We start from the raw sequence: 26,521 nt of genomic DNA, 5'->3' as shown, positions 1-26,521 counted from the left end.
CCTTGTTTCAATCGCCGCGCCGCGCGGATTTTCCGTGCATCGCGGACCGGACCATTTTGCCGAAGGCTTTGTCGCGTGCCCGCGCTTCGGCCACGGTTTCAGAGTTACGCTGATCCTCGCGCCTCAGCTTGCGCCAGCGTTCCAACCGATCTGCATCCAGTGTGCCTGCTTCAATCGCCGCCTGCACAGCGCAACCGGGCTCGGCCTCATGCTGGCAATCCGAGAACCGGCAGGTTTCGGCCAGCTCCAGAATGTCCGAGAACACTTCGTCCACCCCGTCCTGCGCGTCGAGCAGGCGCAGGGCGCGCATGCCGGGGGTGTCGACCAGCCAACCGCCATTTTGCATCGGATGTAAGGCGCGAGACGTCGTGGTGTGGCGGCCTCGCGCATCATCCTCGCGGATTGCCGCAGTTGTCTGATCCTGACCGGTCATTCCGTTGGCGAGCGTTGTTTTGCCAACCCCGGATGACCCGACCAAAGCCGCTGTCTGACTCGCCGGACACCATGCCAGAACCTGCTGCAGGTCTAACGCGTCATGCGCGTTGACCGTCAGGACTGTCAAAAACGGTGCCAGCGCTTCGGCCTGCTTGGCATAGGCTGCGGGGTCCGAGTAGCTATCTGCTTTGGTCACAACCACGACAGGATAGCAGCCCGCCTGATGCGCCAGCGCCAGATACCGTTCGAGCCGGGGCACATTAAAATCCGCGTTGCACGAGCTGACGATGAACAGCACGTCAACATTGGCTGCGATCAACTGCGCCTCGGCCCCGGTTCCGGCAGCACGGCGTTGCAAGAGGCTGCGCCGATCAAGCAGATGCTGAACCCGATTTTCGTCATCGGCCAGCACCCAATCTCCAACAGCAAAATCGCCGGTAGAGTGACCAGGGGCAAACAGAGATGTTTCACCGGTCTCGTTCATCCCGACCAGACGGTCCCGGTGAACGGCGGTGATACGAAAAGGCATGAATTGTGCGTGCGCCGCGTGCTGTGCGGCGAAGTAAGAGGACCATCCCAGGTCTGAAAGAGTAAAAGACATTGGTTTGCCTGTGTTCAGATATAGCAATCCCATCGGATGGCAGGCGCGCATCCGTTGGTGATGTGTTCAGGCAATCGGAGAGTTGGGTTTAGAACCGATCTGCCCGAAGGGTATTTGCTACAATCATAAAGCCCTCCTGCGGCTAATGGTTCCCATAAAGTGAGAGGTTGGACATCGACCCAAGCGGGGCTCGTTGTGGCTGCTTCCTTCCGGACCTGACCAGGTTGGCGAGGCGCTCGCCCGCGCCAACCTCTCACGGCTTGATATAGGGAAGCGATGTGAAAATGACAACCCGTCACAAGGTCAGTCGTATCCTTTCAAAGCCCTCGGTGTCAGGCCCCAGCAATTCGGGGGAGTATCTGCTTAGCTCGGGCAAATACTTCAACGCTCCGCTGCCGGTTCTTAGGATCGTGCGAATACCATAAAGCGGGGCTAAGGAGAATGGGTAAGGCGCCTGATCCAGAGGGTCCGCGGGCAGGCGATCTGACAGGTAGTCCCGCAGTATCTCTTTGATATCCCTGGACGGCAGAGGAATGGCCCGGGCTTTTGTGACGAAAGGGAAATGCCCACCACCGCTGGCGCGATAGTTGTTGAGGGCGACCACAAAGCTCTGGTCGTCGCGGACTATTTGCCCGCCAAAGCACAGGTCGCGGACGCGCTGGGCGGTTGGATCGGTCAAGGCGCCGTTGCTATCGAACCGCGCCGGGCTGGACAGGTCGATCTGATAGGTTACGCCAAACACGACGTCAAAGTTATGCCCCGCCCGGTGGGAATCGGTTAGCTCGGCTTCGGCGTCTGGGTGGATCTGGTTGAAAACACCCGCCGACATCTCAAGCCAATCCCGCAGTTGCGCGCCGGTGATTTCGACGGCCCGCAATTCGTTGGGAAAGACATGCAGGTCAGCGACGTGACGCAGGCAAATCTTACCTACAGACACGTCCGTATAGTTCCTCGGTCCGGCACGTCCGCCGAATTTGTAAGGAGATACCGCAGACAGAAGCGGCAGTTCGGCGAACGCGGTGCCGTGTAGAAACGGGCGCAAACCCGCCGCTTGTGCCGCCGCGACCAGGGCTAGCCCCCGATCCGGCGCGCAGAAGCTGAAATAGCTGTGCAGGCTCTGCGCGGTATGACTGACAGGTTCGGCCATCATTACGCGCGTGGCCAGATGCGCGGGCTTGAGCATCTCGCACAGGTCCTTGTCTTCGACCTCATCGGCTGTGGCGACCAAGCTGCAGTGGCGATCCGTGATCTGCCAGCGCCCCTCGGGTACTTTGGTCAGGTGCAGGTCTATGACCCCCAGATAAGACCCAGCGGACCCGGCCATAACCACAGGTGCGCCATGGACCAGGGCATTTTCGGCATCAACGCCGTCAAGCCCGAGATGCCCCGCGCCGGGCAGTGTCAGATGCGTATGACCGGCAATAATCGCGTCAATGCCCTCAATCGCGGCAAGGGGGATGACGGCATTCTCAAGCCCCAGCTGAGCTGCCGATTGCTCCAACCCCGAATGCGCCAGCGCGATGACCAGATCACAGCCCTGCGCGCGCAACGCCTCAGCCGTTCGTCGGGCGGCGGTCAGGATATCCTGGGCAATGACCTTGTCTTGCAGATGATGCGCCTCCCACATCGTGGTTTGAGGCGGAAGCACGGACAGGACGCCGATTCGGATTGGCACTTCCTGCGCAATGGACCGTGTCAGGACAACACTGCGCAGCCAGGGCTGTCGATTGTCCACATGGGTCAGATTGCTGCAAATCACGGGGCAAGGGGCTTGGCCTATGAAGCGCTCCAGAACATCCAGCCCGAACCCAAAATCATGGTTGCCCAAGCCGATCGCGTCATATTCCAGCGCCTTGAAAGCCTGCATCATCGGGTGCGGGACATCGTTTTCCACCGCCCAGTCCCCAATCGGCGTTCCTTGCAGCGCGTCGCCATTGTCGAACAAAAGAGTCAAACCGACCTCGACCTGTTGACGGGCGTTTCGGATCGCCGACGCCGTACGAGTCAGCCCGATGGTCGGGTCCGTTTTATCAGCATAATAGTCGAACCCGGTCAGGGTCATATGCAGATCTGTGGTTGCCAGAATGCGGATATGCATTCCTGCGTCCTGCGCGTCTTTCCTGCGCGGGGAAATTGCGGTCACGTTCGGTTGTCTACTTTTGCGCTATGAGAGTTAAGAAAATTTACCAAGAGGACAAATAAGTGAAAAATCCGAGGCGGTCATGCGGTGTTTCGGTGGCACCTGTCGATATGCCGCAGTAGTGAATTGACATTGCAACACATTCGCGGACATGGCAGCCCTAGGCGTAAGAGGCCGAGGGGACCCCAATGAAAAACGCAGAGAACGTGACATTCGGCAGCTCAGGCCTTGATCGTGCGGCCCATCTTCGGGGGGATGCAGACAAGCTGACCGAAGCGGCCCAAGATCCAAACGCTCGTTGCATGCTGCTGTGGCGTGGCAAAGTGCTGGTACAGGGCGAGGCTCTGGATCGGTTGGGGCTGGTCAATATGGCGCATCCTCTGGTCGCGAATGGCCCAGGTGGAGTGGTTGAGACTCCGATCTTGCTTGGCTGTTCCGATGACGGGGCGGCGGTGTTTGCTGCCGATATCTCCGAATGGCAGGCCGAGGGGCTGGATCTGTCGAGCTTGGGCAATTTCATCGACCCATCCGAGCAACAGCATCCCGATCTGCCTGAGGGCCATGTGTTTGCCGAGCTGCGTCGGATCATGACGCGCCTGTCTGCTCGCGATGCCGAGCTTGCGGCGACAGCCAAGGCGGTGATCGGCTGGCACGAGACGCATCGCTTCTGTGCCCGCTGCGGCGCGCCAAGCGACGTATCGCAAGCAGGATGGCAGCGCAGTTGCCCGGCCTGTGGTGGCCAGCACTTCCCGCGCACCGACCCGGTTGTGATCATGTTGATCACCCATGGCGACAGCGTGCTTATGGGGCGCTCGCCGGGGTGGCCCGAGGGCATGTTCTCGTTGCTTGCAGGGTTCGTCGAGCCGGGCGAGACGCTTGAGTCCGCCGTCCGGCGCGAGGTGATGGAGGAGGCGGGCGTTCCCGTGGGTGCCGTGTCCTATCTGTCAAGCCAGCCCTGGCCGTTTCCGGCGTCGCTGATGTTCGGCTGTGCCGGCGAAGCTTTGTCTCGGGACATCCAGATCGACCCGGTTGAGATCGAAGAGGCAATGTGGGTCAGCAAATCCGAGATGATGCAGGCCTTTGCGGGGGAGCATCCGCGCCTGCTGCCCGCTCGCAAGGGGGCGATTGCGCATTTCCTGCTTCAGAACTGGCTTGCAGATACGCTGGACTAAAGAAACACTGGCAATAAAGAACGAGCAGCAAGGGCCCACATGCAGTTTTCAGCGCGCGAAGATATCGAGGCTCCCATCCACTCGGTTTTTGACATGGTTGCCGATTTCGATCGGTTCGAACGTATGGCGATGCGCCGTGGCGTTGACGTGCGCCGCACCACTGGCGGGGTTACACCTGCTGCAGGCATGGCGTGGGAGACCGAGTTCAAGCTGCGTGGCAAACCCCGCCAGATGTCGGTGCTGCTGACCGATTGCGACCACCCCTCGCAAATGCGATTCGAGGCGACGGGCAAGGGCATGATCGGGGTTACAGTGGTGGACTTTATGGCCCTTTCTCAGCGTCGGACCCGCTTGAATGTGGACTTGTCACTCAGCGCCAAGTCCCTGCCTGCGCGGTTGCTGCTGCAGTCGATGAAGCTGGGCCAAGCGCGGTTTCGCAAACGCTTTCAAATGCGCCTGGCGGAATTCGCCCGAGAACTGGAGCAGCGCCACCGGCATGGCGCCTAGACTCGCCTTGGTCTAGTGAGCAATCCTAGCCGCGTGGTTGGGCCGCCGGGTAGACGCCAAGTATTTCCACATTGGTGGTGAAATGCTCAAGCTCATCCATGGCCAGCTGCACGTTCCGGTCTTCCGGATGTCCGACGATATCGGCATAGAACTGGGTCGCCGTGAACGAGCCATCGACCATGTAGCTTTCCAGCTTGGTCATGTTAATTCCGTTGGTCGCAAACCCACCCATCGCCTTATAGAGCGCCGCTGGAATATTGCGGACCTGAAAGACAAAGCTGGTGATCATGCCATGCTTGCCCCGACGCGACAGGTCGGCCTCGGGTGACATGACCAGAAAACGCGTGGTGTTGTCGCCATGATCCTCGATATGGCGGGCCAAGACGTTCAGGCCGTAGATTTCTCCGGCCAGTTCGCTGGCCAGAGCGGCGGAATGGATTTCACCCGCCTCTGAGACCTCGCGCGCGGCGCGGGCGTTGTCGGGGCTGACCCGTCCGTGAATACCGTGCTGGCGCAGGAAGCCCGCGCATTGGGGCAGCAGGACCAGATGGGAATGCGCCTCGGTGATGTCGTCCAGCGCCGCGCCGGGCACGGCCAGCAGGTTAATGTGAACGCGCACGAAGGCCTCATCAATGATTTGCAGACCACTATGAGGCAACAGCCGGTGGATATCGGCCACCCGCCCATAGGTCGTGTTTTCGACCGGCAACATCGCCAGATCAGCCGCACCGGAACGAACCGATTCGATCACATCCTCGAAAGTACGGCAGGGCAGCGCCTCCATTTCCGGGCGCGCGTTGCGGCAGGCCTCGTGGCTATAGGCGCCGGGTTCGCCTTGAAAGGCAATGCGTTTGGTCATTTGGTCGGTCCCGTGCAACAAGTTACAAAATTGGGCGTTTCGTCGCGGTGTCTATACCTTGCCTCTCGCAAGGGGAAGCCTTAGACACCTTTTCAGACAGCTGAAATGGACTAGCGATCAATGTTCGACACGATGACAGTTACAAAGGCCGCTGCGGGCCTGTTCGGCACGTTCCTTGTGCTGCTTCTTGCCAAATGGGGTGGTGACATCCTGTACCATTCGCATGGGGGCCATGGGGATGCACAGGCTGCCTACATCATCGAGACCGAAAGCTCGGGTGAAAGCGCCGATGGCGAAGAGGTGGTCTTTGAAGACCTGCTGGCCGCCGCGGACCCTGAAAAGGGCGCCAGAGTTTTCCGCAAATGTACTGCGTGCCACAAGCTAGAAGACGGTGCGAACGGCACCGGACCCTACCTGTACGGCATTGTAGACCGGCCCGTTGCGTCGGCAAAAGGCTTCACCGGCTATTCGGCGGCGATGCAGGCGCATGGTGGCAACTGGACCCCCGAAGCGCTTGATGCCTTCGTTGAAAGACCCAGCGCCTATATCTCGGGTACATCCATGAGCTTTGCTGGCCTGAAAAAGCCTCAAGAACGCGCTGACCTGATTGCCTATCTGCAAACCATTGGCAACTGATTGCCATCACGTTTGCGAAAAAACCCAAAGCCGCTGCCTTGTGCAGCGGCTTTTTTTATGTCGAAAATCTTCACAAAGCGTTCACGCATTCTAAACTTGAATCAGCCAGGACTGGCGATTTAGCTGGCGGAACAAACATAGATGACGACAACAATCCAGAGGATGAGCCATATGAAACCCCTCCTGCCTGCTGCGCGCGACATGAGTATTCGGCATTGGGGGGTGGTCTTAGGGTTGGTCGCCGTAACGCTCGGATCAGCCGAGGTCGCCCAAGCAAATGATGAAAACGTTACAACCAGTCATGGGTACTCCTATTTTGGAAATCTGGACTACCCGGCGGACTATCCGCATCTGAATTACGTCAATCCCGACGCTCCCAAGGGCGGTGAGATGTCACTGGCAGCCTCTGGAACCTTTGACTCGCTGAATCCTTACTCACGAAAGGGTCGGAGCGGAGCGTTAACCACAATCCAATATGACCGCCTGTTTGAAAGCGCGGATGACAGCGTCGGTCAGTACTACGGTGTTCTGGCGGAAAGCCTCGAGTACGACGAAGGGCGCAACTATGTCATTTTCAACTTGCGCCCTGAGGCCATGTTCTGGGATGGAACACCGGTCACGGCTGAAGACGTTGTTTACAGCCACCGTTTGTTTATCGAGCAGGGCCTGCCGTCTTACGCGCAGGCCGTCGGGCGTATGGTCACCGGGGCTGAGGCGCTGGATGATCACACCGTGAGGTTCACTTTCAACCCAGAAGTCACGCGCCGTAGCTTGATCGAAACCGTAGGATCGACGCCCGTTTTCTCGAAAGCGTGGTTTGAAGCCGACGAGTCGCGTCGTCTGGATGAACCTCGTCTGGAAGTGGCGGTGGGGTCGGGCCCATACAAACTGGACAGTTACGATATCAACCGCCGTATCGTCTACAAGCGCCGCGACGACTATTGGGGCAAAGACCTGCCATTCAACGTAGGCCGCAACAACTTTGACACTATTCGCGTCGAATATTTTGCTGACCAGACTGCCGCGTTCGAAGGTTTCAAGGCGGGCGAATATACGATGCGGATCGAGAGCGATCCCAAGCTCTGGGCGACAAGCTATGACTTCCCCAAGCTGACAGAGGGTTCGGTTGTGCGCGACGAAATCATGGATGGCAGCCCGCCGACGCCGTCTGGTTTTGTGTTCAATCTCGGCAAGCCCCAATTCGCAGATAAGAACGTCCGCAAGGCGTTGGCACTGGCATTCAACTTCGAATGGGCAAACGAATCCCTGTTGTTTGGATTGAATTCGCCTCGCAACTCTTTTGTGCAAGGCACACCGCTTGAAGCGCAGGGCGCCCCAGCGGGCCCAGAGCTGGCCTTCTTGGAAACGCTTGGCGATGTCGTCCCAGCCGATTTTATATCCGAGGATGTCGTTGTCGCTCATGAATCCAACCCAGCGCGCCTGAACGACCGGCGCAACCTGCGCAAAGCGTCGAAGATGCTGGACGAGGCGGGCTGGCCCGTGGGCGAAGGCAACGTGCGTCGCAATACCGAAGGGCAAACACTGAAGGTGAATATCCCATACCCTTCGAACTTGCCGACATCGACGGCGACGATGATCGAAACCTATGTTCAGAATCTTCAGGCACTGGGTGTAGATGCATCTGCTGAAAAGGTTGATCCGGCACAATATACATTGCGTAGCCGAGAGCGCGACTACGACATGGTCTATTCCACGCGGTATGGTTCGTTCCTGTCGACCGGCGGCGGATTGAGCCAGATGTATGGGTCCGAAGAGGCAGCCTTTAGCCTGTTTAATCCCGCTGGCCTGGCAAGCCCGTTGGTCGACGCGATTATTGAAGCGTCTTTTGAAACCGACAATCAGGCTGATCAGGACGCAGCACTTATGGCTTTGGATCGTTCCCTGAGGTATGAGTTTTTCGTGATCCCCGTGGGATACATCGCGGACTACTGGACAGCCTATTACGACATGTACGAATACCCTGAGAACCTGCCGCCCTATTCGTTAGGTCATTTGGACCTTTGGTGGATCAACCCCGAGAAAGAAGCCGATTTGAAGGCAAAAGGCGCGCTGCGGTAAAATGGGCGCCTATATTCTAAGACGCCTGCTTTTGGTCATTCCGACCTTGCTGGGCATAATGGTCGTCAACTTCACGCTGGTGCAGTTTGTTCCGGGTGGACCCGTTGAACAAATCATCGCTCAGATCGAAGGACAGGGCGATGTCTTTGCGGGCTTCGCCGGGGGTGGAGACGCAGGTGCAGGGTCCGAGCCTGCAGGCGGTGTATTCGACGACAAATATGTGGGTGCGCGCGGCCTGCCTCCGGAGTTCATTGCCGAATTGGAAAAGGAGTTCGGTTTCGACAAGCCGCCGCTTGAGCGTTTTCTTGGAATGATGGGCAACTATCTGACGCTCGATTTTGGTGAGAGCTATTTCCGGTCGATCAGCGTGATTGATTTGGTGCTGGAAAAGATGCCCGTGTCGATCTCGCTGGGTCTATGGTCGACGCTGATCGCCTATCTGGTCTCGATCCCGCTAGGCATCCGCAAAGCGGTTAAGGACGGGTCGCGGTTTGATACCGTAACGAGCGGAGCCATCATCGTGGCCTACGCGATCCCCGGTTTCCTATTTGCCATCCTGCTGCTGGTGCTGTTTGCCGGTGGATCCTACTGGCAGATCTTCCCGCTGCGAGGGCTGACCTCGGACAATTGGGACAGCCTGAGCCTTTTGGGCAAGATCGCCGACTATTTCTGGCATATCGCGCTGCCGATCATTGCCTTGACCATTTCTGCCTTTGCGACGCTGACGCTGCTGACCAAGAACTCGTTTCTGGATGAGATCAAGAAGCAATATGTCATGACCGCCCGTGCCAAGGGATTAGGGGAACGCAAGGTCCTCTATGGCCATGTCTTCCGCAACGCGATGCTGATCGTGATTGCGGGATTTCCGGCGGTTTTCATTGGCGTCTTCTTTGGCGGGTCGATCATTATTGAAACGATCTTCTCTCTGGATGGTCTGGGCCGTCTTGGATTCGAGGCCGCGGTGGCGCGGGACTATCCGGTGATCTTTGGCACTCTGTTCATCTTTGGTTTGATGGGGCTGGTTGTCGGTATCATTAGCGACCTGATGTATGTGCTCGTCGATCCGCGTATCGATTTTGAGAAGAGGGAGGGGTAAATGGCGCTTTCTCCCCTGAATCAGCGGCGATGGCGCAATTTTCGACGCAATGGCCGGGCCTTCTGGTCGCTGATCATCTTCTCAGTGCTGTTCGGCCTGTCGCTATTCGCCGAGTTCATTGCCAATGATAAACCGATCCTGGTGCAATACCGTGGTCAATTCTACACGCCGATTTTTAACTTCTATCCCGAAACTGAATTTGGCGGCGATTTCCAGACCGAGGCGATCTATCGCGACCCCGAGGTCCGCTGCCTGATCGACAGCGGCGGGCTTGAGGACTGTTTCGACGACCCCGAAGGTATCATCGAGCAGATCGAGGCAGGGACATATCAGGCCGAAGGGTTCGAGCGCGGCTGGGCGATCTGGCCGCTGATCCCCTATTCCTACAACACCAGTGTCGATCGCCCTGGAGCGGCCCCCTTGCCGCCGAATGGTCAGAACCTACTGGGGACGGATGATACCAAACGGGACGTGCTGGCGCGGGTGATTTATGGTTTCCGCCTGTCGATCCTGTTCACGCTGATGGTAACCGGCGTGGCCAGCCTGATCGGTATTTTCGCCGGGGCCATTCAGGGCTTCTTCGGTGGCTGGCTCGACCTGATTTTTCAACGGGTCATCGAGATATGGTCCGCGACCCCGTCGCTCTATGTCATCATCATTATGTTCGCCATTCTGGGCCGAAGTTTCTGGCTACTGGTGATTCTGATGATCCTGTTCAGCTGGACCGGATTGGTCAGCGTTGTGAGGGCCGAGTTCCTGCGGGCGCGCAATCTGGAATATGTCCGCGCCGCGCGGGCGCTGGGTGTTGGTAACATGACGATCATGTTCCGCCACATGCTGCCAAATGCGATGGTTGCGACGCTGACCTTCATGCCCTTTATCGTGACCGGCACGATTGGCGGGCTGGCTTCGTTGGATTTCCTTGGCTTCGGTCTGCCCTCTTCGGCCCCGTCGCTGGGGGAACTGACATTGCAGGCCAAGCAAAACCTGCAGGCCCCATGGCTTGCCTTCACCGCCTTTTTCACCTTCGCCATCATGCTGTCGCTGTTGGTCTTCATTTTTGAAGGCGTCCGCGATGCGTTTGATCCCAGAAAGACCTTCTCATGAGCCTCTTGGATGTAAACAACCTCAAGGTCTCGTTCCGCCAGGACGGCGAGGTATCGGCTGCGGTCAAAGGCGTCTCCTTCACCGTGGATCGAGGTGAGACGGTGGCACTGGTGGGTGAGTCCGGCTCGGGCAAGTCGGTGACGGCATTGTCGACAGTGTCGCTGCTGGGCGACAGCGCCATGGTCGAAGGTTCGGTCAATTATGACGGGGCCGAGATGATCGGGGCGTCCGAGGACAAGTTGATGGAGGTGCGCGGCAACGATATCAGCTTCATCTTTCAGGAGCCGATGACCTCTCTCAACCCGCTTCATACGATCCAGAAGCAGATGGCGGAATCGCTGGCGCTGCATCAGGGCTTGGCAGGGGATGCCGCGCGCGACAGAATTGTGGAGTTGCTGAACAAGGTTGGCATTCGCGACCCTGAGGATCGTCTGGACAGCTATCCGCACCAGCTGTCGGGCGGGCAGCGGCAGCGTGTGATGATTGCCATGGCGCTGGCCAACAAACCGGATGTTCTGATCGCGGATGAACCAACGACCGCCTTGGATGTGACCATACAGGCGCAGATTCTCGAACTTCTGGCCGAGCTGCAGAAATCTGAGAACATGGGGATGCTGTTCATCACCCATGATCTTGGCATTGTACGTCGGATCGCCGACCGGGTCTGTGTGATGAAAGACGGTGAGATTGTCGAAACCGGGTTCACGGCTGAGATTTTCAACAACCCACAGCATCCCTACACGCGTAAATTGCTGGAGGCCGAGCCTTCAGGACATCCCGACCCCGTCGCCGCAGACGCGGAAGAGGTCGCTCGGACTGATCACCTGAAGGTCTGGTTCCCGATCCAGCGCGGCTTTCTGAAACGCACGGTCGGCTATGTGAAAGCCGTCAACGATGCAACGTTCAGCGTACGGGCAGGGGAAACCCTTGGCATTGTCGGCGAAAGTGGCTCGGGCAAGACAACGATGGCGCTGGCCATCATGCGGCTGATCGCGTCCGAGGGTGGGATCACCTTCCGCGATCAGGATGTGCGCAGCTGGTCCACGCGAGAGTTGCGGCGCCTGCGCAAGGACATGCAGATCGTGTTTCAGGACCCGTTCGGCAGCCTGAGCCCACGTATGACATGCCAGCAGATCATCTCCGAGGGGCTCTCTATTCACAATGTCGACCCCCATCGCGCCCCGCGCGAGCTAGTGGCCGAAGTGATGACAGAGGTGGGCTTGGACCCGGCCTCAATGGACCGCTACCCGCATGAGTTTTCGGGCGGGCAGCGTCAGCGGATTGCAATTGCGCGGGCCATGGTGCTGCGTCCGAAACTACTGGTACTGGATGAGCCGACAAGCGCGCTGGACATGACGGTGCAGGTTCAGATCGTTGATCTCCTGCGCGATCTGCAGCGGAAATACGGGCTGGCGTATCTGTTCATCAGCCACGACCTGAAAGTTGTGCGGGCGATGTCCCACAACGTCATCGTCATGCGTAACGGCGACGTGGTTGAGATGGGCGCATCCGAGGATTTGTTTGAAAATGCGCAAACAGATTACACTCGTGAACTGATTGCGGCGGCGGGCTAAGGCCCGCCTCGCGTTTCCCTCAAGCGCTGGCTTTCTCGCGATCGGCGGATTTTGGGACCGGGCCGCGCAACTCTTCATAGTGATCGAAGCTCAGATTGACCCACCCCGTTCCCCGCGTGGCACTGGCGAGAGTTCGGTGCAACTCATCTTGCGCCACGGCCGGAAGTTGGGCGTTGAAGATTTCCCAACCTGAGGCATCCGGATTGCCCTCGAACCCCAAAACCTGCCCTTGCAGCGAACTGATCGTGGGAACCAGATCTCCGACGAAATCTGACGGCAGATGAATCTCGGCCGTGAGAATAGGCTGCAGTACCACGGGCTTGGCCTGCGGCAGTGCCTCACGCACTGCATTCTTGCCCGCCGTCCGGAACGCGTAGTCCGAACTATCGACATTGTGGTGTTTGCCGTCGCTTAGGGTAATTTTGACATCCACGACCGGGAAGCCTTCGGGGCCTTGTACCAAAGCGTCTCTGGCCCCGTGCTCCACGGATGGGATGTAGTTCTTCGGCACCGCACCGCCCTTCACAACCTCTTCGAATTGAAAGCCCGAGCCACGGGGTAGAGGCGCGACCGAGATCACAACGTCGGCGAATTGTCCGGCGCCGCCCGATTGCTTGCGATGACGGTGGCGATGTTCGACCGGCATACGGATGGTTTCGCGATAGGCGGTCTCGACGGGGTCGGTTTCGATCTCGATCCCGAAATCCTCCAGCAGTTTGGCCGTCACGCGCCGCATGTGTTGCGGACCCTGCGAACCCAGTACGGAATGACCGCTCAGCTCGTCTTGTTCCATATGCAACCCCGGGTCTATCTCGACCAAACGGCTCAGAGCGTTTGACAGGCGCACGTCGTCGCGCTCATGCGCGGGTGAGACGACCTGTCGGTGCGCAACCGGATGCGAAGACGCCCAGTCCGGAAGCGGCGTGGCCGACCGGCTGTCATAGATGTATCCGGGGTTCAGGTGATCAGACTTGACCGCAAGTCCGATCTGTCCGGCCTCCAAAGCGCCGATCTGTGTTTTGGCGTCCAGGCTCGTCAAATTGCCGACCGTTTCGCCTCCCAAAGCCTCGTGCGCTTTGACGCCATCGCCCAGCCCACGCAGCACGGTGATCTTGCCGATATGTTTCTTCACATCAGCAAAACCGGCAATGGCACGTGCATTGTCCGCGGCCTCATCCCGCCCGGCGGCGATATCGAACTCAGGCGCTTCGTGCCGTAGCGCTTTCATCAAGCGGGTGAGCCCATTGCCATGTTGCGCGGCTCCCAGACAGGCCGGAATCAGCTGGTGATTTTGCAGGACCTGAGCGGCCAGATCGTAAATCTCGGCGCTAGGGGGCTGCTTGTCTTCTATAAGCTGCTCCAGCAGATGGTCATCGAAATCCGACAGCGTTTCCAACAATTCAGTACGCGCTTCCTGTTCGCGGTCCTCGACGGATTGAGGCAGTTCGATCAAGGCCGAGGGCTGGCCCTCCTGATACTTCCAAGCGCGTTCCGAGATCAGATCGACCGCGCCAATGATCGTTTCGCCGTCACGGATCGGGACCTGCCGCAAGGCGATGTGATGGGTGCAATAGGTCTGCAGGGCCGCGATGATGTCACGGATACGGCCGTTGGGGTTGTCCATTCGGTTGATGAATAGAAAGCAAGGGATGCCTGCCTCTTCCACGAGCCGCAGGTACGGCGCGCATAGTACGGCCGCATCGGGGTCTGGCGGGACGACGACCACGGCGGCGTCCGATATCGCCATGGCTGGTCCCACATAGGCCAGCGCATCGCCGCCGCCATCCACGTCAACCGCGCACCACGGTTCGTCCAAATAAGAAAAACCGTGCAAATGCACGGTTCCGGAGATGTCGAATGTTGTCGGGCGCCCGTCGAGGCGGCTGATGGCCTCGACCAGAGTTGATTTGCCCGATTGACTGGGGCCTAGGACGGTGAAAACGCGCATATGTGCTGTCCCTCTTTCAGGTTGCAGAGTGGCTGCACGAAAGGGGCTGCCTTGCGCAAATGCGTTGGCATGGTTTGTCTGCGGATTTGCCTGCCTCGGGCTGTGGATCTGATCGAAGACCCACGCCCCGAGTGTGGAGAAAACACCAGCCTTGCGTCAAGCCCCCGTTCGGGATCGGCTTGGAGGTGCCGAAACCCGACCCTAATACCCTAGGTCAGATCGCAGAGCTATGTCCGGCTTTGCTCAGGTCATAGGCATCGAAGCTGCGGGCGATCATCCGGGTCAGGGCACGCGCCTCGGGCGGGATGAACAGCCCGTCTTCGGTGACACGCAAAAGGCCGTCAAATCTTGCGTTCACCTCGGCATACATCTTGTTCAGCTCTGCGCTGGATACATCATAGCCACGCAGAATCTCGGCCGAGTCGACACGGAAATCGCACATCAACGCTTCGATCAGACGGGCGCGCAGCACGTCCTGTCCCTTGAACAAATGCCCGCGCGAGGTCGAGAACTGACCGTCGCGGATTGCCTTGGTATGGGCCGAGGTCGCGGGGTTGTTCTGTGCATAGCCCTGCGGAAAGCGCGAGATCGAGCTTGCACCAACGCCGATCAGAACTTCGGCCTGATCATCGGTATATCCCTGGAAATTGCGTTTCAGCTGGCTTGCTTTCAGCGCTTTGGTCAGGCCGTCCTCTTGCGTTGCGAAGTGGTCGATTCCGATCTCGGCGTAGTTGTCCCACATGAACAGCCGGCGGGCGGTGTCGAAAAGATCCAGGCGCTGCTCGGGCGTTGGCAGAGCCTCGGACGGGATCAGTTGCTGCCGTTTCGCCATCCACGGCACATGGGCATAGCCATAGAGCGCGACGCGATCCGGGCTGAGCGACAGAAGCTTCTGCACACTTTCAGTCATCCGCGCCTTGGTCTGATGCGGCAGGCCAAACAGGATGTCGGCATTCAGGCTGGTGATCCCGCGCGCGCGGATCATATCCACCGCATCCCGCGTGGTATCGTAGCTTTGGATGCGCCCGATGGTTTTCTGGATCTCATCATCGAAATCCTGCACTCCGATCGAGGCGCGGTTCATGCCCGCTTCGGCAAGGACGTCCAGACGCGCTTCGTCAATCTCATTCGGGTCGATCTCGACCGAGAACTCGGCATCCGGTCCCAGCGGCACGATATCCAGAATGTAGCGCGCCAGATCGCGCATCAGGTCTGCATTCAACAGGGTCGGGGTGCCACCGCCCCAATGCAGGCGGGATAGAACCACCCCCTCGGGCAGGCGCGCAGCCAATAGGTCCAGCTCGGCCTTCAGCACGTCGACATAGGCGACCACGGGGCTGTCGGTTTGCGTGCCTTGCGTGCGGCAGGCGCAGAACCAGCATAGACGCCGACAGAAGGGGACATGGACATAAAGCGAAATGGCGCTGCCGGGTTTAATCCGGGCGATCCAGTCACCAAAAAGATCAGCCCCCACGTCATTGCTGAAATGGGGGGCGGTCGGGTAGCTGGTGTAGCGAGGCACCTTCGCGTCAAAAAGTCCAAGCCTTGCCAATTGTGATTTATCTATCATGGAGATACCTTTAAGGGACCCAAGTCTTGGTTGCTTTGATAGAGATCAAGTAGGAAAGCGAATGTCAGTAGAGATAAAGTTTGATCATTCCAACTGTGACGAATGCCCGATTCGTCATCGGGCCGTCTGTGCCCGTTGCGATGCGGATGAGCTGCAGTCCCTTGAAGAGATTAAATATTATCGCAGTTTCGAAGCGGGTCAGACAATCATCTGGTCCGGCGATCAGATGAACTTTGTCGGCTCAGTCGTGTCGGGTATCGCATCCCTGACCCAGACGATGGAGGACGGGCGGACCCAGATGGTGGGTCTGTTGCTGCCCAGTGATTTCGTTGGGCGTCCGGGGCGTGATTCTGCGCCATATGACGTTCAGGCCACCACGGATGTGGTGATGTGCTGCTTTCGCAAGAAGCCGTTCGAAGGGTTGTTGAGTGAGACCCCTCATATCGCGCATCGGCTTTTGCAGATGACTCTGGACGAACTGGACGCCGCGCGGGAATGGATGCTTGTTCTGGGCCGCAAGACGGCGCGGGAGAAGATCGCCAGCCTGCTTTCGATCATCGCGCGCCGGGATGCGTCGATCACGCAGAAGGGGCTTTCAGGCCCGCTCGTGTTCGACCTGCCGCTGACGCGTGAGGCGATGGCGGACTATCTCGGTCTGACGCTTGAAACGGTGAGCCGACAGATCTCGGCCCTGAAAAAGGACGGGGTTATCTTACTTGAAGGCAAGCGCCACGTGACCATCCCCGATCTTGGTCGCCTGATGGAAGAGGCAGGAGACGACTCTGACGGAGGATTCCTCGTTTAGCGACGCCACCTGCCAGTCACTTACAAAAGCGATCGAGCCGCCCCGCAGGGCGGCTTTTTTGTTCGGGTCAGGACTCGATCAGTGTGCCATGAAGACCGGTACAGCGGATTGTTCCAGCATGTTGCGCGTAGCACCGCCAAGGATCGCTTCGCGAAAGCGAGAATGGCCGTAGGCGCCCATGACAATCATATCTGATTCCGTGTCCATAGCATGGCGGTTCAGAATGTCCGACACGCGCGTCATGGTTTTGCTGAGGACTTCGATGTCGCACCGGACACCGTGCCGCGCGAGCATCTGGGACAGCATACCGCCCGGGTCAGAGCGGTCGGGCCCATGGCGTGGCGGGTCGATCACCACGATACGTGCCAGATCGGCCTCTTTCAGAAACGGCAGAGCGCAGCGTACTGCGCGCATGGCCTCGACGCTTTCGTTCCAGGCGATCATGATGTTTTTGGGTTTCGAAACAGGTTGCCCCGCGTTTGGGACTACCATGACCGGAGCGTGACCTTCGAACATGGCGGCTTCGACAATCGGTTCCGCCTCGGCACCGCGCCCTTCGCCATAGGGATGCGGAAGGACAACCAGATCCGAGAACCGCGCCCGATGGGCAACGTGGCGTCCTATGTCTGCGATCTGGGCGACTCCGTTTTCGGCCGACCACCGCACGCCGGTTTTTCCCAGAAAATCCTCGGCATAGCTAAGCAACTCATCGGCCTCGGCATTGGCCCGGCTGAGGGTTTCCTGAAGGATAAGAGCGTTCGCCCCGGCGTAGTAATACCCTGTCTGACTGCGATCGACGCCCAGGCACAAAGCCTCGGCATGACCATCCTGCGCTTCGGCCAATGCCGCTGCCTGGGACAGCGCTGCCTGCGCATTCGTAGTTTCCGTCATGATTGTGAGAATTGATTTGTAAGCCATATCGACCTCGTCTTTCGAGCAGCCGATCCAATGCGACCAGCGCCCCTCCACTTGACTATGGGTGTCACAGAAAACAACGGATTGTCTTGACTCAGATCAAAGCGGCAGAGGGTGTTCTTCGACATTACGGGGGACAGTCAAAAAGGTTCTGTGCGGCACGTAAATCGCGCAGGGCAGGGTAAAGGGACGCAATATGTCGAATTACATCAAGCTGATCGTGCTTGGTCTGGTCGTGCTGTTTGCCGCGATCGGGTCCAATTATGCACGCGATTTGGCGTATCAGGTGCATGCGATACTGGTGATGATCATCGCCGGTGGTCTGTTCATCTGGACGCTTCGAAACACGGATGAGCCAGATATTCTTGTCGATCGCTCCGGCGAGTACATGGACGGGGTGATCCGCTACGGCGTGATCGCAACTGCCTTCTGGGGCGTGGTCGGGTTCCTTGCGGGAACTTTTATTGCGTTCCAGCTGGCATTTCCAACGCTCAACTTCGAATGGGCGCAAGGCTATCTGAACTTTGGGCGGTTGCGTCCGCTGCACACCTCGGCGGTGATTTTTGCCTTTGGGGGCAACGCTCTGATCGCGACCTCGTTCTACGTGGTTCAGCGCACCAGCGCGGCACGTCTGTGGGGTGGAAACCTGGCATGGTTCGTGTTCTGGGGCTATCAGCTGTTCATCGTTCTGGCCGCGACCGGATATGTTCTGGGCGGCACGCAGTCCAAGGAGTATGCCGAGCCTGAATGGTATGTGGACCTGTGGCTGACCATCGTCTGGGTGGCTTACCTAGCCGTGTATCTGGGCACGATCATCAAACGCAAAGAGCCGCATATCTATGTGGCCAACTGGTTCTACTTGGCCTTTATCGTAACCGTTGCGATGCTGCACCTCGTCAACAACATGACGATCCCGGTCAGCATCTGGGGTTCGAAATCGGTTATCGTCTGGTCGGGTGTACAGGATGCCATGATCCAGTGGTGGTACGGCCACAACGCTGTGGGCTTCTTCCTGACAGCGGGCTTCTTGGGCATGATGTACTACTTCATCCCGAAACAGGCCGAACGTCCGGTATTCTCGTACAAGCTGTCGATCATCCACTTCTGGGCGCTGATCTTCCTGTATATCTGGGCCGGTCCGCACCACCTGCATTATACCGCGTTGCCGGATTGGGCCTCGACGCTGGGCATGGTGTTCTCGATCGTACTGTGGATGCCGTCTTGGGGTGGTATGATCAACGGTCTGATGACCCTGTCGGGCGCATGGGACAAGCTGCGCACTGACCCGATCATACGTATGATGGTCATCTCGGTCGGCTTCTACGGCATGTCCACCTTTGAGGGTCCGATGATGTCGATCCGTGCGGTGAACTCGCTCAGCCACTACACCGACTGGACCATTGGTCACGTACATTCGGGCGCGCTGGGCTGGAACGGCATGATCACCTTTGGTGCGTTGTACTATCTGGTGCCTGTCCTGTGGAAGCGTGAGCGTCTGTACTCGCTACAGATGGTCAGCTGGCACTTCTGGCTCGCCACGATCGGTATCGTTCTCTACGCCGCGTCGATGTGGGTCACCGGTATCATGGAAGGCCTGATGTGGCGCGAAGTGGATGCCAACGGCTTCCTGGTGAACTCGTTCGCTGACACCGTTGCCGCCAAGTTCCCGATGTATGTGGTCCGCGGTCTGGGTGGGGTTCTGTTCCTCGCTGGCTCGGTGATCATGTGCTACAACCTGTGGATGACTGTGCGTAAGGCACCGGCCAAAGAGGCCAGCCTGACCGTCGCAGTCCCGGCTGAATAAAGGAGGCCGGAGCAATGGCAATTCTTGACAAACACAAAGTGCTTGAGACCAACGCGACCCTTCTGCTGATCTTCAGCTTTCTGGTCGTGACCATCGGTGGCATCGTTCAAATCACCCCGCTGTTCTACCTTGAGAACACCATCGAGAAGGTGGAGGGCATGCGCCCTTACACCCCTCTCGAGATGGCGGGCCGTGAGATCTACATCCGAGAAGGCTGCTATGTCTGCCACAGTCAGATGATCCGGCCGATGCGGGATGAGGTTGAACGCTATGGTCATTACTCGCTGGCGGCCGAGTCGATGTATGACCACCCGTTCCAGTGGGGATCCAAGCGGACCGGACCTGATCTGGCACGTGTCGGCGGCCGTTACTCGGACGATTGGCATGTACGCCACCTGCGCGACGCGCAATCGGTGGTGCCGGAATCGGTGATGCCGAAATATGGCTTCCTCGAAAACCGCAAGATCGACGGCAAGTATATCGGCGACATCATGGCGGCGAATGCGGTGGTCGGTACACCCTACACCGACGAGATGCTGGAGAACGCGCAAGCCGACTTCCGCGCTCAGGCCGATCCCGACAGCGACTATGACGGGCTGCTGGAGCGCTATGGTGACAAGGTCAATGTCCGCAACTTCGATGGTCAATCCGACCTGACCGAGGCTGACGCACTGATCGCCTATCTGCAAATGCTGGGCACGCTGGTCGACTTCTCGACCTTCACGCCTGACGCAAACCGCTGAGGGAGGGTGCAATGGAAGAATATACTCTCCTGAGGCAGTTTGCAGATAGCTGGATGTTGCTTCTGCTGTTCGCCTTCTTCGTTGGCATCATTGTCTGGGTGTTCCGCCCAGGCGCCAGCAAGGAATACAGCGACACCGCCAACATCCCTTTCCGGCACGTTGATGCACCCGCACCGCAGCAAGACCAACCCGCCACATCCGAGGAGGCGCGGAAATGACTAAGACACCTGAAAAACAGCCGGGTGACCCGAATACAACCGGTCACAGCTGGGACGGCATCGAAGAATTTGACAACCCGATGCCCCGCTGGTGGCTGTGGACCTTCTACGCCACGATCTTCTGGGGTGTGATTTACACGATCATGTATCCCGCATGGCCACTGGTTCAGTCGGCGACGGCAGGCGTCATGGGTTGGTCATCTCGGGCCGAAGTCCAGCAGGAGCTGGTCTCGTTCGAAGAGGCCAACGCTCCGTGGAACGCCAAGCTGGTCGAAACCCCGCTCGAGGAAATCTCGGCGGACCCTGAGTTGCAGCAATATGCCGTCAACGCAGGCAGCGCTGTGTTCCGCACCTGGTGTGCACAGTGTCACGGCTCGGGCGCGCAGGGCGCGGCTGGCTTCCCGAACCTGCTGGATGATGCATGGCTGTGGGGTGGCACGATGGAGGATATCCATTTCACCGTCAGCTATGGGATCCGGAACGAGGAAAGCGACGATGCGCGCTACTCCGAGATGCCGGCCTTTGGTGAGCTCCTCGAAGGCGAAGAGATCACTCAGGTGGTTCAGTACGTGATGTCGCTGACCAATGCACAGACCGACGATGCGGCCGCGCAGGCAGGCAAGGTTGTCTTTGAGGACAATTGTGCCGCCTGTCACGGCGAGGATGGCAAAGGCGACGTCTTCCAGGGCGCGCCGAACCTAACAGATGCCATCTGGCTCTATGGCGGCAGCGAAGAGGCCCTGACTGAAACGGTGACCTACAGCCGTTTTGGCGTGATGCCCCCCTGGGATACCCGCCTGACCGAGGCGCAGATCCGTGCCGTGACCGCCTATGTCCACCAACTGGGTGGCGGTCAGTAAGGCTAAAAGAATACCTTGGGGCGGCTTGCTGCCCCCAGGTCCCGGCACCGGCTGTTCCATCTGTTCGCGCGTTTCCTGAACAGCCGGTGCCTATTTCCAAAACCATCATAGGGCCATTGGCCAATCCAGAACAGACCGCGTTTCAAAGGTCTTCAAGATCGACCGTGCGCGGGTGTTTCCTCCACCAATGATGCTCGGGCAACCAGCGCGATTTGTTGCGGGCTAGCTTTGGTGCGTCCCTGAGATGGGGCTCGTTGATCCGTGTCGCGGTCATGAACGATTTCGCAAAAACACTCAGCATGGGGTTTTCCTTTCGCGTTTTCTGTATGCGCCTAGGATGATGTTTCCCTGTACAGGATGCGAGCCAATTGCTATTTCTATATGTAAGCTAGGATTACATATGAACTGGTTGAAACTGCCTCCGCTCTCGTCCCTTCGCGCTTTCTCCGCCTTTGCTGAAAAGGGGGGTGTGGTGCAAGCCGGCGCTGCGTTGAATGTGAGCCACGCTGCCATAAGCCAGCAGTTGCGCGTGCTGGAGAAGCACATGGGTGTGGCTCTGGTCCGGCGCGATGGGAAGTCCCTCTCCCTAACAGCAGAAGGCGCGAATCTGGCGCGTGCGGTGCAGCTTGGGTTCGGTTCAATCGGCGCTGCCGTGGAAGAGGTGATGAGCGCAGGCGGCACCCGTCCGGTTCATGTGTCGCTGACACCAACCTTCGCCGCCTCGTGGTTGATGCCGCGACTGCCGGAATTTCAGGCCAAATACCCTGAAATCAGCCTGACGATCGATCCTTCACCGCATCTGGTGGAACTCACGCCAGGCGGTGTCGATGTTGCGATCAGATACGGGTCCGGAGGGTGGCCCGGTGTGGACTGCGAAATGCTGCTGGAAACCCCTTTTGTTGTGGTTGCGGCCCCCAGCCTGCTGGGCGGTCGGTCGGATTGGACACCGGAAGAATTGAGCCAGCTGCCTTGGCTGGAAGAGTTTGGCACCACCGAGGCCTCGACCTGGCTGGCCAGACGTGGGGTGGATCACCCGCCTCAGGGGCGGCGCATCTCGCTGCCGGGGACCTTGCTGCTTGAAGGGCTGCGGGCAGGGCAGGGTGTCACAGCCACGGTGCGACATTTCGTCGAGCAGGACATCAAGGCGGGCCGACTTGTCGAGCTCCATACTGAGCCTGAAAGCAGCGGATACCACGTTTTGACGGCCAAAACGCCTCTAAGACCGGCGGTAAAGACATTTGTCAGCTGGTTGAGGCGGCAGGCGGGTGACGCGCGGTAAAAGGTGTTTGTCCGATGCGCGTTTTGACCCATGTCAATGTTTGCGCGTCCATGATCTGGAAGAACACACTTCCATAAGACCCATCCTTGGAGCCAGCCAGTGAGCGATTCCGATCCCGCCCCCAGCTTGTATGCCGCCCGAGAACCTATCTTTCCTCGGCGCGTCTCAGGTCCGTTCCGGAACCTGAAATGGATTATCCTGATTGTGACCTTGGGGATCTACTACGTCACCCCATGGATCAGATGGGACCGAGGGCCCAGCCTCCCGGATCAGGCTGTGCTGCTGGATCTGGCTAACCGCCGCTTCTATTTCTTCTGGATCGAGATTTGGCCGCACGAATTCTACTTTGTTGCGGGCCTTCTGATCATGGCCGGTCTTGGGCTTTTCCTGTTCACATCGGCCTTGGGCCGGGTGTGGTGCGGATATGCCTGCCCGCAGACCGTCTGGACCGACCTGTTCATTCTGGTCGAACGCTGGATCGAGGGCGACCGCAATGCCCGCTTACGCCTGCACCGGCAAGAGAAGATGGACCTCCGCAAGGCCCGTTTGCGTCTGACGAAGTGGACCGCTTGGTTCCTGATCGGCCTCGCAACCGGCGGAGCGTGGGTCTTCTACTTTGCCGACGCGCCGACCCTTCTGCGTGATCTGGTGACCGGCAACGCACACCCTGTTGCCTACACGACCATGTTGATCCTGACCGGCACCACTTTCTTGTTTGGTGGCTTCGCGCGCGAACAGATCTGCATCTATGCCTGCCCATGGCCGCGCATTCAGGCCGCGATGATGGACGAGGACACTCTGGTCGTCGGCTACCGCGAATGGCGCGGTGAGCCGCGCGGCAAGGGCAAGCGCACGGCCGATTCCGAGCTGGGCGATTGCATCGATTGCATGGCCTGTGTGAATGTCTGCCCCGTTGGTATCGACATTCGCGATGGTCAGCAGTTGGAGTGCATCACCTGCGCCCTTTGCATCGACGCCTGCGACGACATGATGGCCAAGATCGGCAAACCGCGGGGTTTGATCGACTATATGGCGCTGAGTGACGAGGCGCATGAACGCGCAGGTCAGCCACCTAAGAATATCTGGAAGCACATTCTGCGTCCGCGCACGATCATGTACACCGCGTTGTGGTCTCTGGTCGGTTTCGCGCTGCTGTTTGCCCTGTTCATCCGGTCCGATATCGACCTGACGGTCGCGCCTGTGCGCAATCCGACCTTTGTGACGATGTCGGACGGCACCATCCGCAACACCTATGACGTGCGCCTGCGCAACAAACATGGCGAAGAGCGTCCGTTCGATCTGTCTCTGACCGGCGACTCGGCCTTGGCTCTGGAAATCGAAGGTGTTGACGGGCAAACTGTGACTGTGGCCCCCGATACTGCGCAACTGGTGCGCGTTTATATTACGGCGGCGCCTGACACTGGGCCTGCGGGTGCGGATACATCTGCCGTTCGGATCTGGGTCGAGGACCTCGACAGCGGTGAGCGCGCCTATAAAGACACAAGCTTCAACGGACGAGGGAACTGATCATGTCCGAGCGGAAATTCACCGGTAAACACGCCCTTGCGGTGTTCGTGTGTGCCTTTGGCGTGATCATCACGGTGAACCTGATCCTGGCCTATAGCGCGGTCAAAACCTTCCCGGGGCTGGAGGTCAAGAACTCCTACGTCGCCAGTCAGGAGTTCAATGACCGCCTCAAGGAACATCAGGCGCTGGGTTGGGAAGTACGCGCAGAAAACACGGGCGGTCTGCTTATCCTGCATATAACAGATGCCACCGGCGCGCCGGTACAGGTGGCTGAGTTGCAGGCCGTCGTGGGCCGTGCAACCCATGTTCGCGATGATTTCTCGCCCGATTTCACATTTGACGGGCTTACCTATGCAACGCCTGCGACGCTGGGCAAGGGGAACTGGAACATCCGTCTGGTCGCCCGCGATCATTCGGGGGCCGAGTTCGCTCAGCGGGTTCCTTTGTACGTGAAAGGGTAGGGCGGTGACGGCTCATCTATCCTCAGGTACGGCGGCTTGTCCGGGGTGTATCGCCGCCCCGGCGGAAGCTGCGCGGCCGATCCCTGAGGATGTGCAGATCGCGCTGTCTCTTCCCGGTATTCATTGCTCGGCTTGTATTGCCAATGTCGAGCGGGCTTTGAACGCCCATCCCGGGGTCGAGGACGCGCGCGTCAACCTGACCCTGAAGCGTGCGATGATCAAAGCCGCGCCTGAAATGCGCGCTGCTGATCTGATCCCGGTGCTCGAGCACGCGGGTTATGAGGCGCATGAGCTGGACGCCGGAGCCCTGTCGGCCACCAGTGTGGACAAGGCGGGACGCGACCTGTTGATGCGCTTGGCGGTGGCCGGGTTTGCCTCGATGAACGTGATGCTGCTGTCCGTCTCGGTCTGGTCGGGTGCGACGGACGCGACGCGGGATATGTTCCACTGGATCTCTGCCGCAATCGCCCTGCCTGCGATAGCATTCTCGGCGCAGCCCTTTTTTGCCAATGCATGGTCCGCTTTGCGTGTGCGTCGGCTGAACATGGATGTGCCGATCGTTCTGGCAATTCTGCTGGCGTTGGTGACATCGCTTTGGGAAACAGCACTCAGCGGCGAACATGCCTATTTCGACGCCGCCCTGACGCTGACCTTCTTCTTGCTGGCAGGGCGGTACTTAGACTACCGCACCCGCGCCGCCGCGCGGTCGGCGGCTGAGGAACTGACAGCGCTGGAGGTCCCTCGTGCCCTTCGGTTGATCGACGGCACCGAAGAAGAAGTTGCCGTATCTGCTCTGGCCGTTGGCGACTTGATCCTTGTGCGGCCCGGAGGGCGGATGCCGGTGGACGGCCAAATCGTCTCGGGCCAGTCGGAATTGGACCGCTCCCTGCTGACGGGTGAGACTCTGCCGGTGTTTGCCGAGGCAGGGCAGATCGTCAGCGCGGGCGAGGTCAACCTGACCGGGCCTCTGACTATCCGCGCCACGGCGGTTGGCGAAGATACATCCCTGCATCGTATGGCCGATCTGGTCGCCATCGCTGAATCCGGCCGGTCTCGATACACCTCTCTGGCGGACAAGGCGGCCAAGCTCTATGCGCCCGGCGTCCATATCCTGTCGGCGCTCAGCTTTGTGGGCTGGTACATCTATTCCGGCGACCTGCGCACGGCTCTGAACATCGCGGCAGCGGTGCTGATCATCACCTGTCCTTGCGCGCTGGGGCTGGCGGTTCCTGCAGTGACCACCGCGGCCTCGGGCCGGTTGTTCCGCAAGGGGATGCTGATCAAACACGCCACCGCGCTGGAGCGTCTGGCTGAGGTCGACACGGTTGTCTTCGACAAAACCGGCACGCTGACCTCCGGCGCGCCCGAGGTGACCAATCTGGGCGATCACACCACGGCCGACCTTGAAATCGCACTGGCCCTGGCCGAGGCATCGGCGCATCCCTTGTCGGTCGCTCTGGCTAAAGCGGCGCGAGAGGCCGGGATCAAACCCGCCAAGCTGCGGGACATCACCGAGGTTCCGGGCTATGGCACAGAGGCCCAGTATCGCAACCAGCGCGTGCGTCTGGGACGCGCGGCTTGGGTCGGTGCGGAACAAGGGGCCGAGACCTCTGCCTGGCTTTCGGTTGGGTCCAATGCGCCGGTGGCCTTCCGGTTCACTGATGCCTTGCGACCGGGCGCGGCTGAGGCGGTCTCGGGCTTCTCTACGGCCGGAAAGCAGGTGATCCTGATTTCGGGCGATTCGACGGGTGCTGTGAAAGCGCTTGCCGAGAAACTGGGGATCGAGAACTGGATTGCCGAAGCGCTGCCTCAGGACAAGGCGCAGCGCATTCAGGAGTTCAGTGAGAATGGCCACAAGGTCCTGATGGTGGGCGATGGCTTGAACGATACAGCTGCCCTTGCAGCAGCGCATGTGTCGATTTCGCCTGCCTCGGCGTTGGATGCGGCGCGCGTTGCGTCCGATATCGTTCTGCTGGGGACGGACCTGTCCCCCATCGCCGATGCATGTGAAACCGCCGTCAAAGCCACGAAACGGATTCGCGAGAATTTCCGTATTGCCACCGTCTATAACGTGATTGCGGTGCCGCTGGCGGTGATCGGGCTAGCCACACCTTTGATTGCGGCGTTGGCGATGTCGACCTCGTCCATTACCGTATCTTTGAACGCCCTGCGGCTGAGGTAACTG

At 59.0% G+C, this 26,521-nt stretch carries 23 protein-coding genes and 1 other RNA gene; 16 read left to right on the top strand and 8 right to left on the bottom strand.

The window, feature by feature from the left end; genetic code table 11:
• Positions 1–7 precede the first annotated feature (7 nt).
• The 3 genes from rsgA to ACP15L_RS06365 all read right to left on the bottom strand — a co-directional run bounded on the left by rsgA (position 8) and on the right by ACP15L_RS06365 (position 3,134).
• Positions 8–1,036, bottom strand: coding sequence for a ribosome small subunit-dependent GTPase A (rsgA, locus tag ACP15L_RS06375; RefSeq protein WP_425083538.1), 1,029 nt, complete (start codon positions 1,034–1,036; stop codon positions 8–10).
• Positions 1,037–1,193: 157 nt separating this feature from the next.
• Positions 1,194–1,292, bottom strand: an RNA gene (gene ffs / locus ACP15L_RS06370) — signal recognition particle sRNA small type.
• Positions 1,293–1,331: 39 nt separating this feature from the next.
• On the bottom strand, positions 1,332–3,134 hold the full coding sequence (locus ACP15L_RS06365) for a bifunctional 2',3'-cyclic-nucleotide 2'-phosphodiesterase/3'-nucleotidase (protein ID WP_425083537.1): 1,803 nt from the start codon (positions 3,132–3,134) through the stop codon (positions 1,332–1,334).
• A gap of 230 nt (positions 3,135–3,364) precedes the next feature.
• Between ACP15L_RS06365 and nudC the strand changes: the two genes are divergently transcribed.
• On the top strand, positions 3,365–4,348 hold the full coding sequence (nudC, locus tag ACP15L_RS06360) for an NAD(+) diphosphatase (RefSeq protein WP_425083536.1): 984 nt from the start codon (positions 3,365–3,367) through the stop codon (positions 4,346–4,348).
• A gap of 39 nt (positions 4,349–4,387) precedes the next feature.
• Entirely contained in the window at positions 4,388–4,855 is a 468-nt protein-coding gene (locus tag ACP15L_RS06355; protein WP_425083535.1) for an SRPBCC family protein, read from the top strand.
• A 25-nt stretch (positions 4,856–4,880) separates the two neighbouring features.
• Here ACP15L_RS06355 and ACP15L_RS06350 read toward each other — a convergent pair whose 3' ends face one another.
• On the bottom strand, positions 4,881–5,714 hold the full coding sequence (locus tag ACP15L_RS06350; protein ID WP_425083534.1) for a prephenate dehydratase: 834 nt from the start codon (positions 5,712–5,714) through the stop codon (positions 4,881–4,883).
• 120 nt (positions 5,715–5,834) lie between these two features.
• Between ACP15L_RS06350 and ACP15L_RS06345 the strand changes: the two genes are divergently transcribed.
• From ACP15L_RS06345 to ACP15L_RS06325, 5 genes are all read left to right on the top strand, one after another.
• The gene (locus ACP15L_RS06345; protein ID WP_170638357.1) at positions 5,835–6,350 is read left to right on the top strand and encodes a c-type cytochrome; all 516 of its coding nucleotides are present in this window, start codon (positions 5,835–5,837) and stop codon (positions 6,348–6,350) included.
• A 171-nt stretch (positions 6,351–6,521) separates the two neighbouring features.
• Entirely contained in the window at positions 6,522–8,429 is a 1,908-nt protein-coding gene (locus ACP15L_RS06340) for an extracellular solute-binding protein (protein WP_425083533.1), read from the top strand.
• A 1-nt stretch (position 8,430) separates the two neighbouring features.
• Positions 8,431–9,525 carry a microcin C ABC transporter permease YejB gene (locus tag ACP15L_RS06335; protein ID WP_170460207.1) on the top strand — a complete coding sequence of 365 codons (1,095 nt, stop codon included), beginning with the start codon at positions 8,431–8,433 and terminating at the stop codon, positions 9,523–9,525.
• Complete coding sequence (locus ACP15L_RS06330; RefSeq protein WP_170719660.1) at positions 9,526–10,632, top strand: ABC transporter permease; 1,107 nt, start codon at positions 9,526–9,528, stop codon at positions 10,630–10,632.
• Positions 10,629–12,206, top strand: coding sequence for an ABC transporter ATP-binding protein (locus tag ACP15L_RS06325; RefSeq protein WP_425083532.1), 1,578 nt, complete (start codon positions 10,629–10,631; stop codon positions 12,204–12,206). Before ACP15L_RS06330 ends, ACP15L_RS06325 begins: the two co-directional genes overlap by 4 nt.
• 19 nt (positions 12,207–12,225) lie before the next feature.
• On the opposite strand, the gene ACP15L_RS06320 is transcribed toward ACP15L_RS06325, so the two are convergent.
• Together ACP15L_RS06320 and hemN are read right to left on the bottom strand one after the other, a co-directional pair.
• A complete protein-coding gene (locus ACP15L_RS06320) occupies positions 12,226–14,154 on the bottom strand; it encodes an elongation factor G (RefSeq protein WP_425083531.1) in 1,929 nt (642 codons plus the stop codon).
• A 214-nt stretch (positions 14,155–14,368) separates the two neighbouring features.
• A complete protein-coding gene (gene hemN / locus ACP15L_RS06315) occupies positions 14,369–15,724 on the bottom strand; it encodes an oxygen-independent coproporphyrinogen III oxidase (protein ID WP_425083530.1) in 1,356 nt (451 codons plus the stop codon).
• 61 nt (positions 15,725–15,785) lie between these two features.
• Here hemN and fnrL point away from each other — a divergent pair, with 61 nt between their 5' ends.
• Positions 15,786–16,529 carry a transcriptional regulator FnrL gene (fnrL, locus tag ACP15L_RS06310; RefSeq protein ID WP_425083529.1) on the top strand — a complete coding sequence of 248 codons (744 nt, stop codon included), beginning with the start codon at positions 15,786–15,788 and terminating at the stop codon, positions 16,527–16,529.
• Between the two features lie 78 nt (positions 16,530–16,607).
• Here fnrL and ACP15L_RS06305 read toward each other — a convergent pair whose 3' ends face one another.
• Positions 16,608–17,447, bottom strand: coding sequence for a universal stress protein (locus tag ACP15L_RS06305; RefSeq protein WP_170375415.1), 840 nt, complete (start codon positions 17,445–17,447; stop codon positions 16,608–16,610).
• A 193-nt stretch (positions 17,448–17,640) separates the two neighbouring features.
• Between ACP15L_RS06305 and ccoN the strand changes: the two genes are divergently transcribed.
• Genes ccoN through ccoP form a run of 4 tightly spaced genes read left to right on the top strand, consistent with a single transcriptional unit; the run spans position 17,641 to position 21,069 of the window.
• Positions 17,641–19,248: a cytochrome-c oxidase, cbb3-type subunit I gene (gene ccoN / locus ACP15L_RS06300; RefSeq protein WP_170375413.1), complete on the top strand. Its 1,608-nt coding sequence runs from the start codon at positions 17,641–17,643 to the stop codon at positions 19,246–19,248.
• 14 nt (positions 19,249–19,262) lie between these two features.
• Positions 19,263–19,991 (top strand): cytochrome-c oxidase, cbb3-type subunit II, encoded by a 729-nt coding sequence (gene ccoO / locus ACP15L_RS06295; protein ID WP_170375411.1) that lies wholly within the window; start codon positions 19,263–19,265, stop codon positions 19,989–19,991.
• Between the two features lie 11 nt (positions 19,992–20,002).
• Positions 20,003–20,209, top strand: a complete 207-nt coding sequence (locus ACP15L_RS06290) for a cbb3-type cytochrome c oxidase subunit 3 (protein WP_170375409.1) — start codon at positions 20,003–20,005, stop codon at positions 20,207–20,209.
• Complete coding sequence (gene ccoP, locus ACP15L_RS06285) at positions 20,206–21,069, top strand: cytochrome-c oxidase, cbb3-type subunit III (RefSeq protein ID WP_170638375.1); 864 nt, start codon at positions 20,206–20,208, stop codon at positions 21,067–21,069. The genes ACP15L_RS06290 and ccoP overlap by 4 nt, the downstream gene beginning before the upstream one ends.
• Before the next feature lie 142 nt (positions 21,070–21,211).
• Here ccoP and ACP15L_RS06280 read toward each other — a convergent pair whose 3' ends face one another.
• Complete coding sequence (locus tag ACP15L_RS06280; RefSeq protein ID WP_170677897.1) at positions 21,212–21,370, bottom strand: hypothetical protein; 159 nt, start codon at positions 21,368–21,370, stop codon at positions 21,212–21,214.
• A 99-nt stretch (positions 21,371–21,469) separates the two neighbouring features.
• Between ACP15L_RS06280 and ACP15L_RS06275 the strand changes: the two genes are divergently transcribed.
• The 4 genes from ACP15L_RS06275 to ACP15L_RS06260 all read left to right on the top strand — a co-directional run bounded on the left by ACP15L_RS06275 (position 21,470) and on the right by ACP15L_RS06260 (position 26,518).
• Entirely contained in the window at positions 21,470–22,348 is an 879-nt protein-coding gene (locus tag ACP15L_RS06275; protein WP_425083528.1) for a LysR family transcriptional regulator, read from the top strand.
• Between the two features lie 99 nt (positions 22,349–22,447).
• On the top strand, positions 22,448–23,875 hold the full coding sequence (ccoG, locus tag ACP15L_RS06270; RefSeq protein WP_425083527.1) for a cytochrome c oxidase accessory protein CcoG: 1,428 nt from the start codon (positions 22,448–22,450) through the stop codon (positions 23,873–23,875).
• A gap of 2 nt (positions 23,876–23,877) precedes the next feature.
• A complete protein-coding gene (locus ACP15L_RS06265; RefSeq protein WP_425083526.1) occupies positions 23,878–24,336 on the top strand; it encodes a FixH family protein in 459 nt (152 codons plus the stop codon).
• 4 nt (positions 24,337–24,340) lie between these two features.
• Positions 24,341–26,518: a heavy metal translocating P-type ATPase gene (locus ACP15L_RS06260; RefSeq protein ID WP_425083525.1), complete on the top strand. Its 2,178-nt coding sequence runs from the start codon at positions 24,341–24,343 to the stop codon at positions 26,516–26,518.
• Positions 26,519–26,521: the final 3 nt, after the last annotated feature.

Source organism: Ruegeria profundi (genome assembly GCF_049800715.1).
GTDB classification, from domain to species: Bacteria; Pseudomonadota; Alphaproteobacteria; order Rhodobacterales; family Rhodobacteraceae; genus Ruegeria; species Ruegeria profundi_A.
The sequence above is the reverse complement of the archived record's forward strand: the minus strand, read 5'-3'. Positions and strand labels throughout refer to the sequence as shown.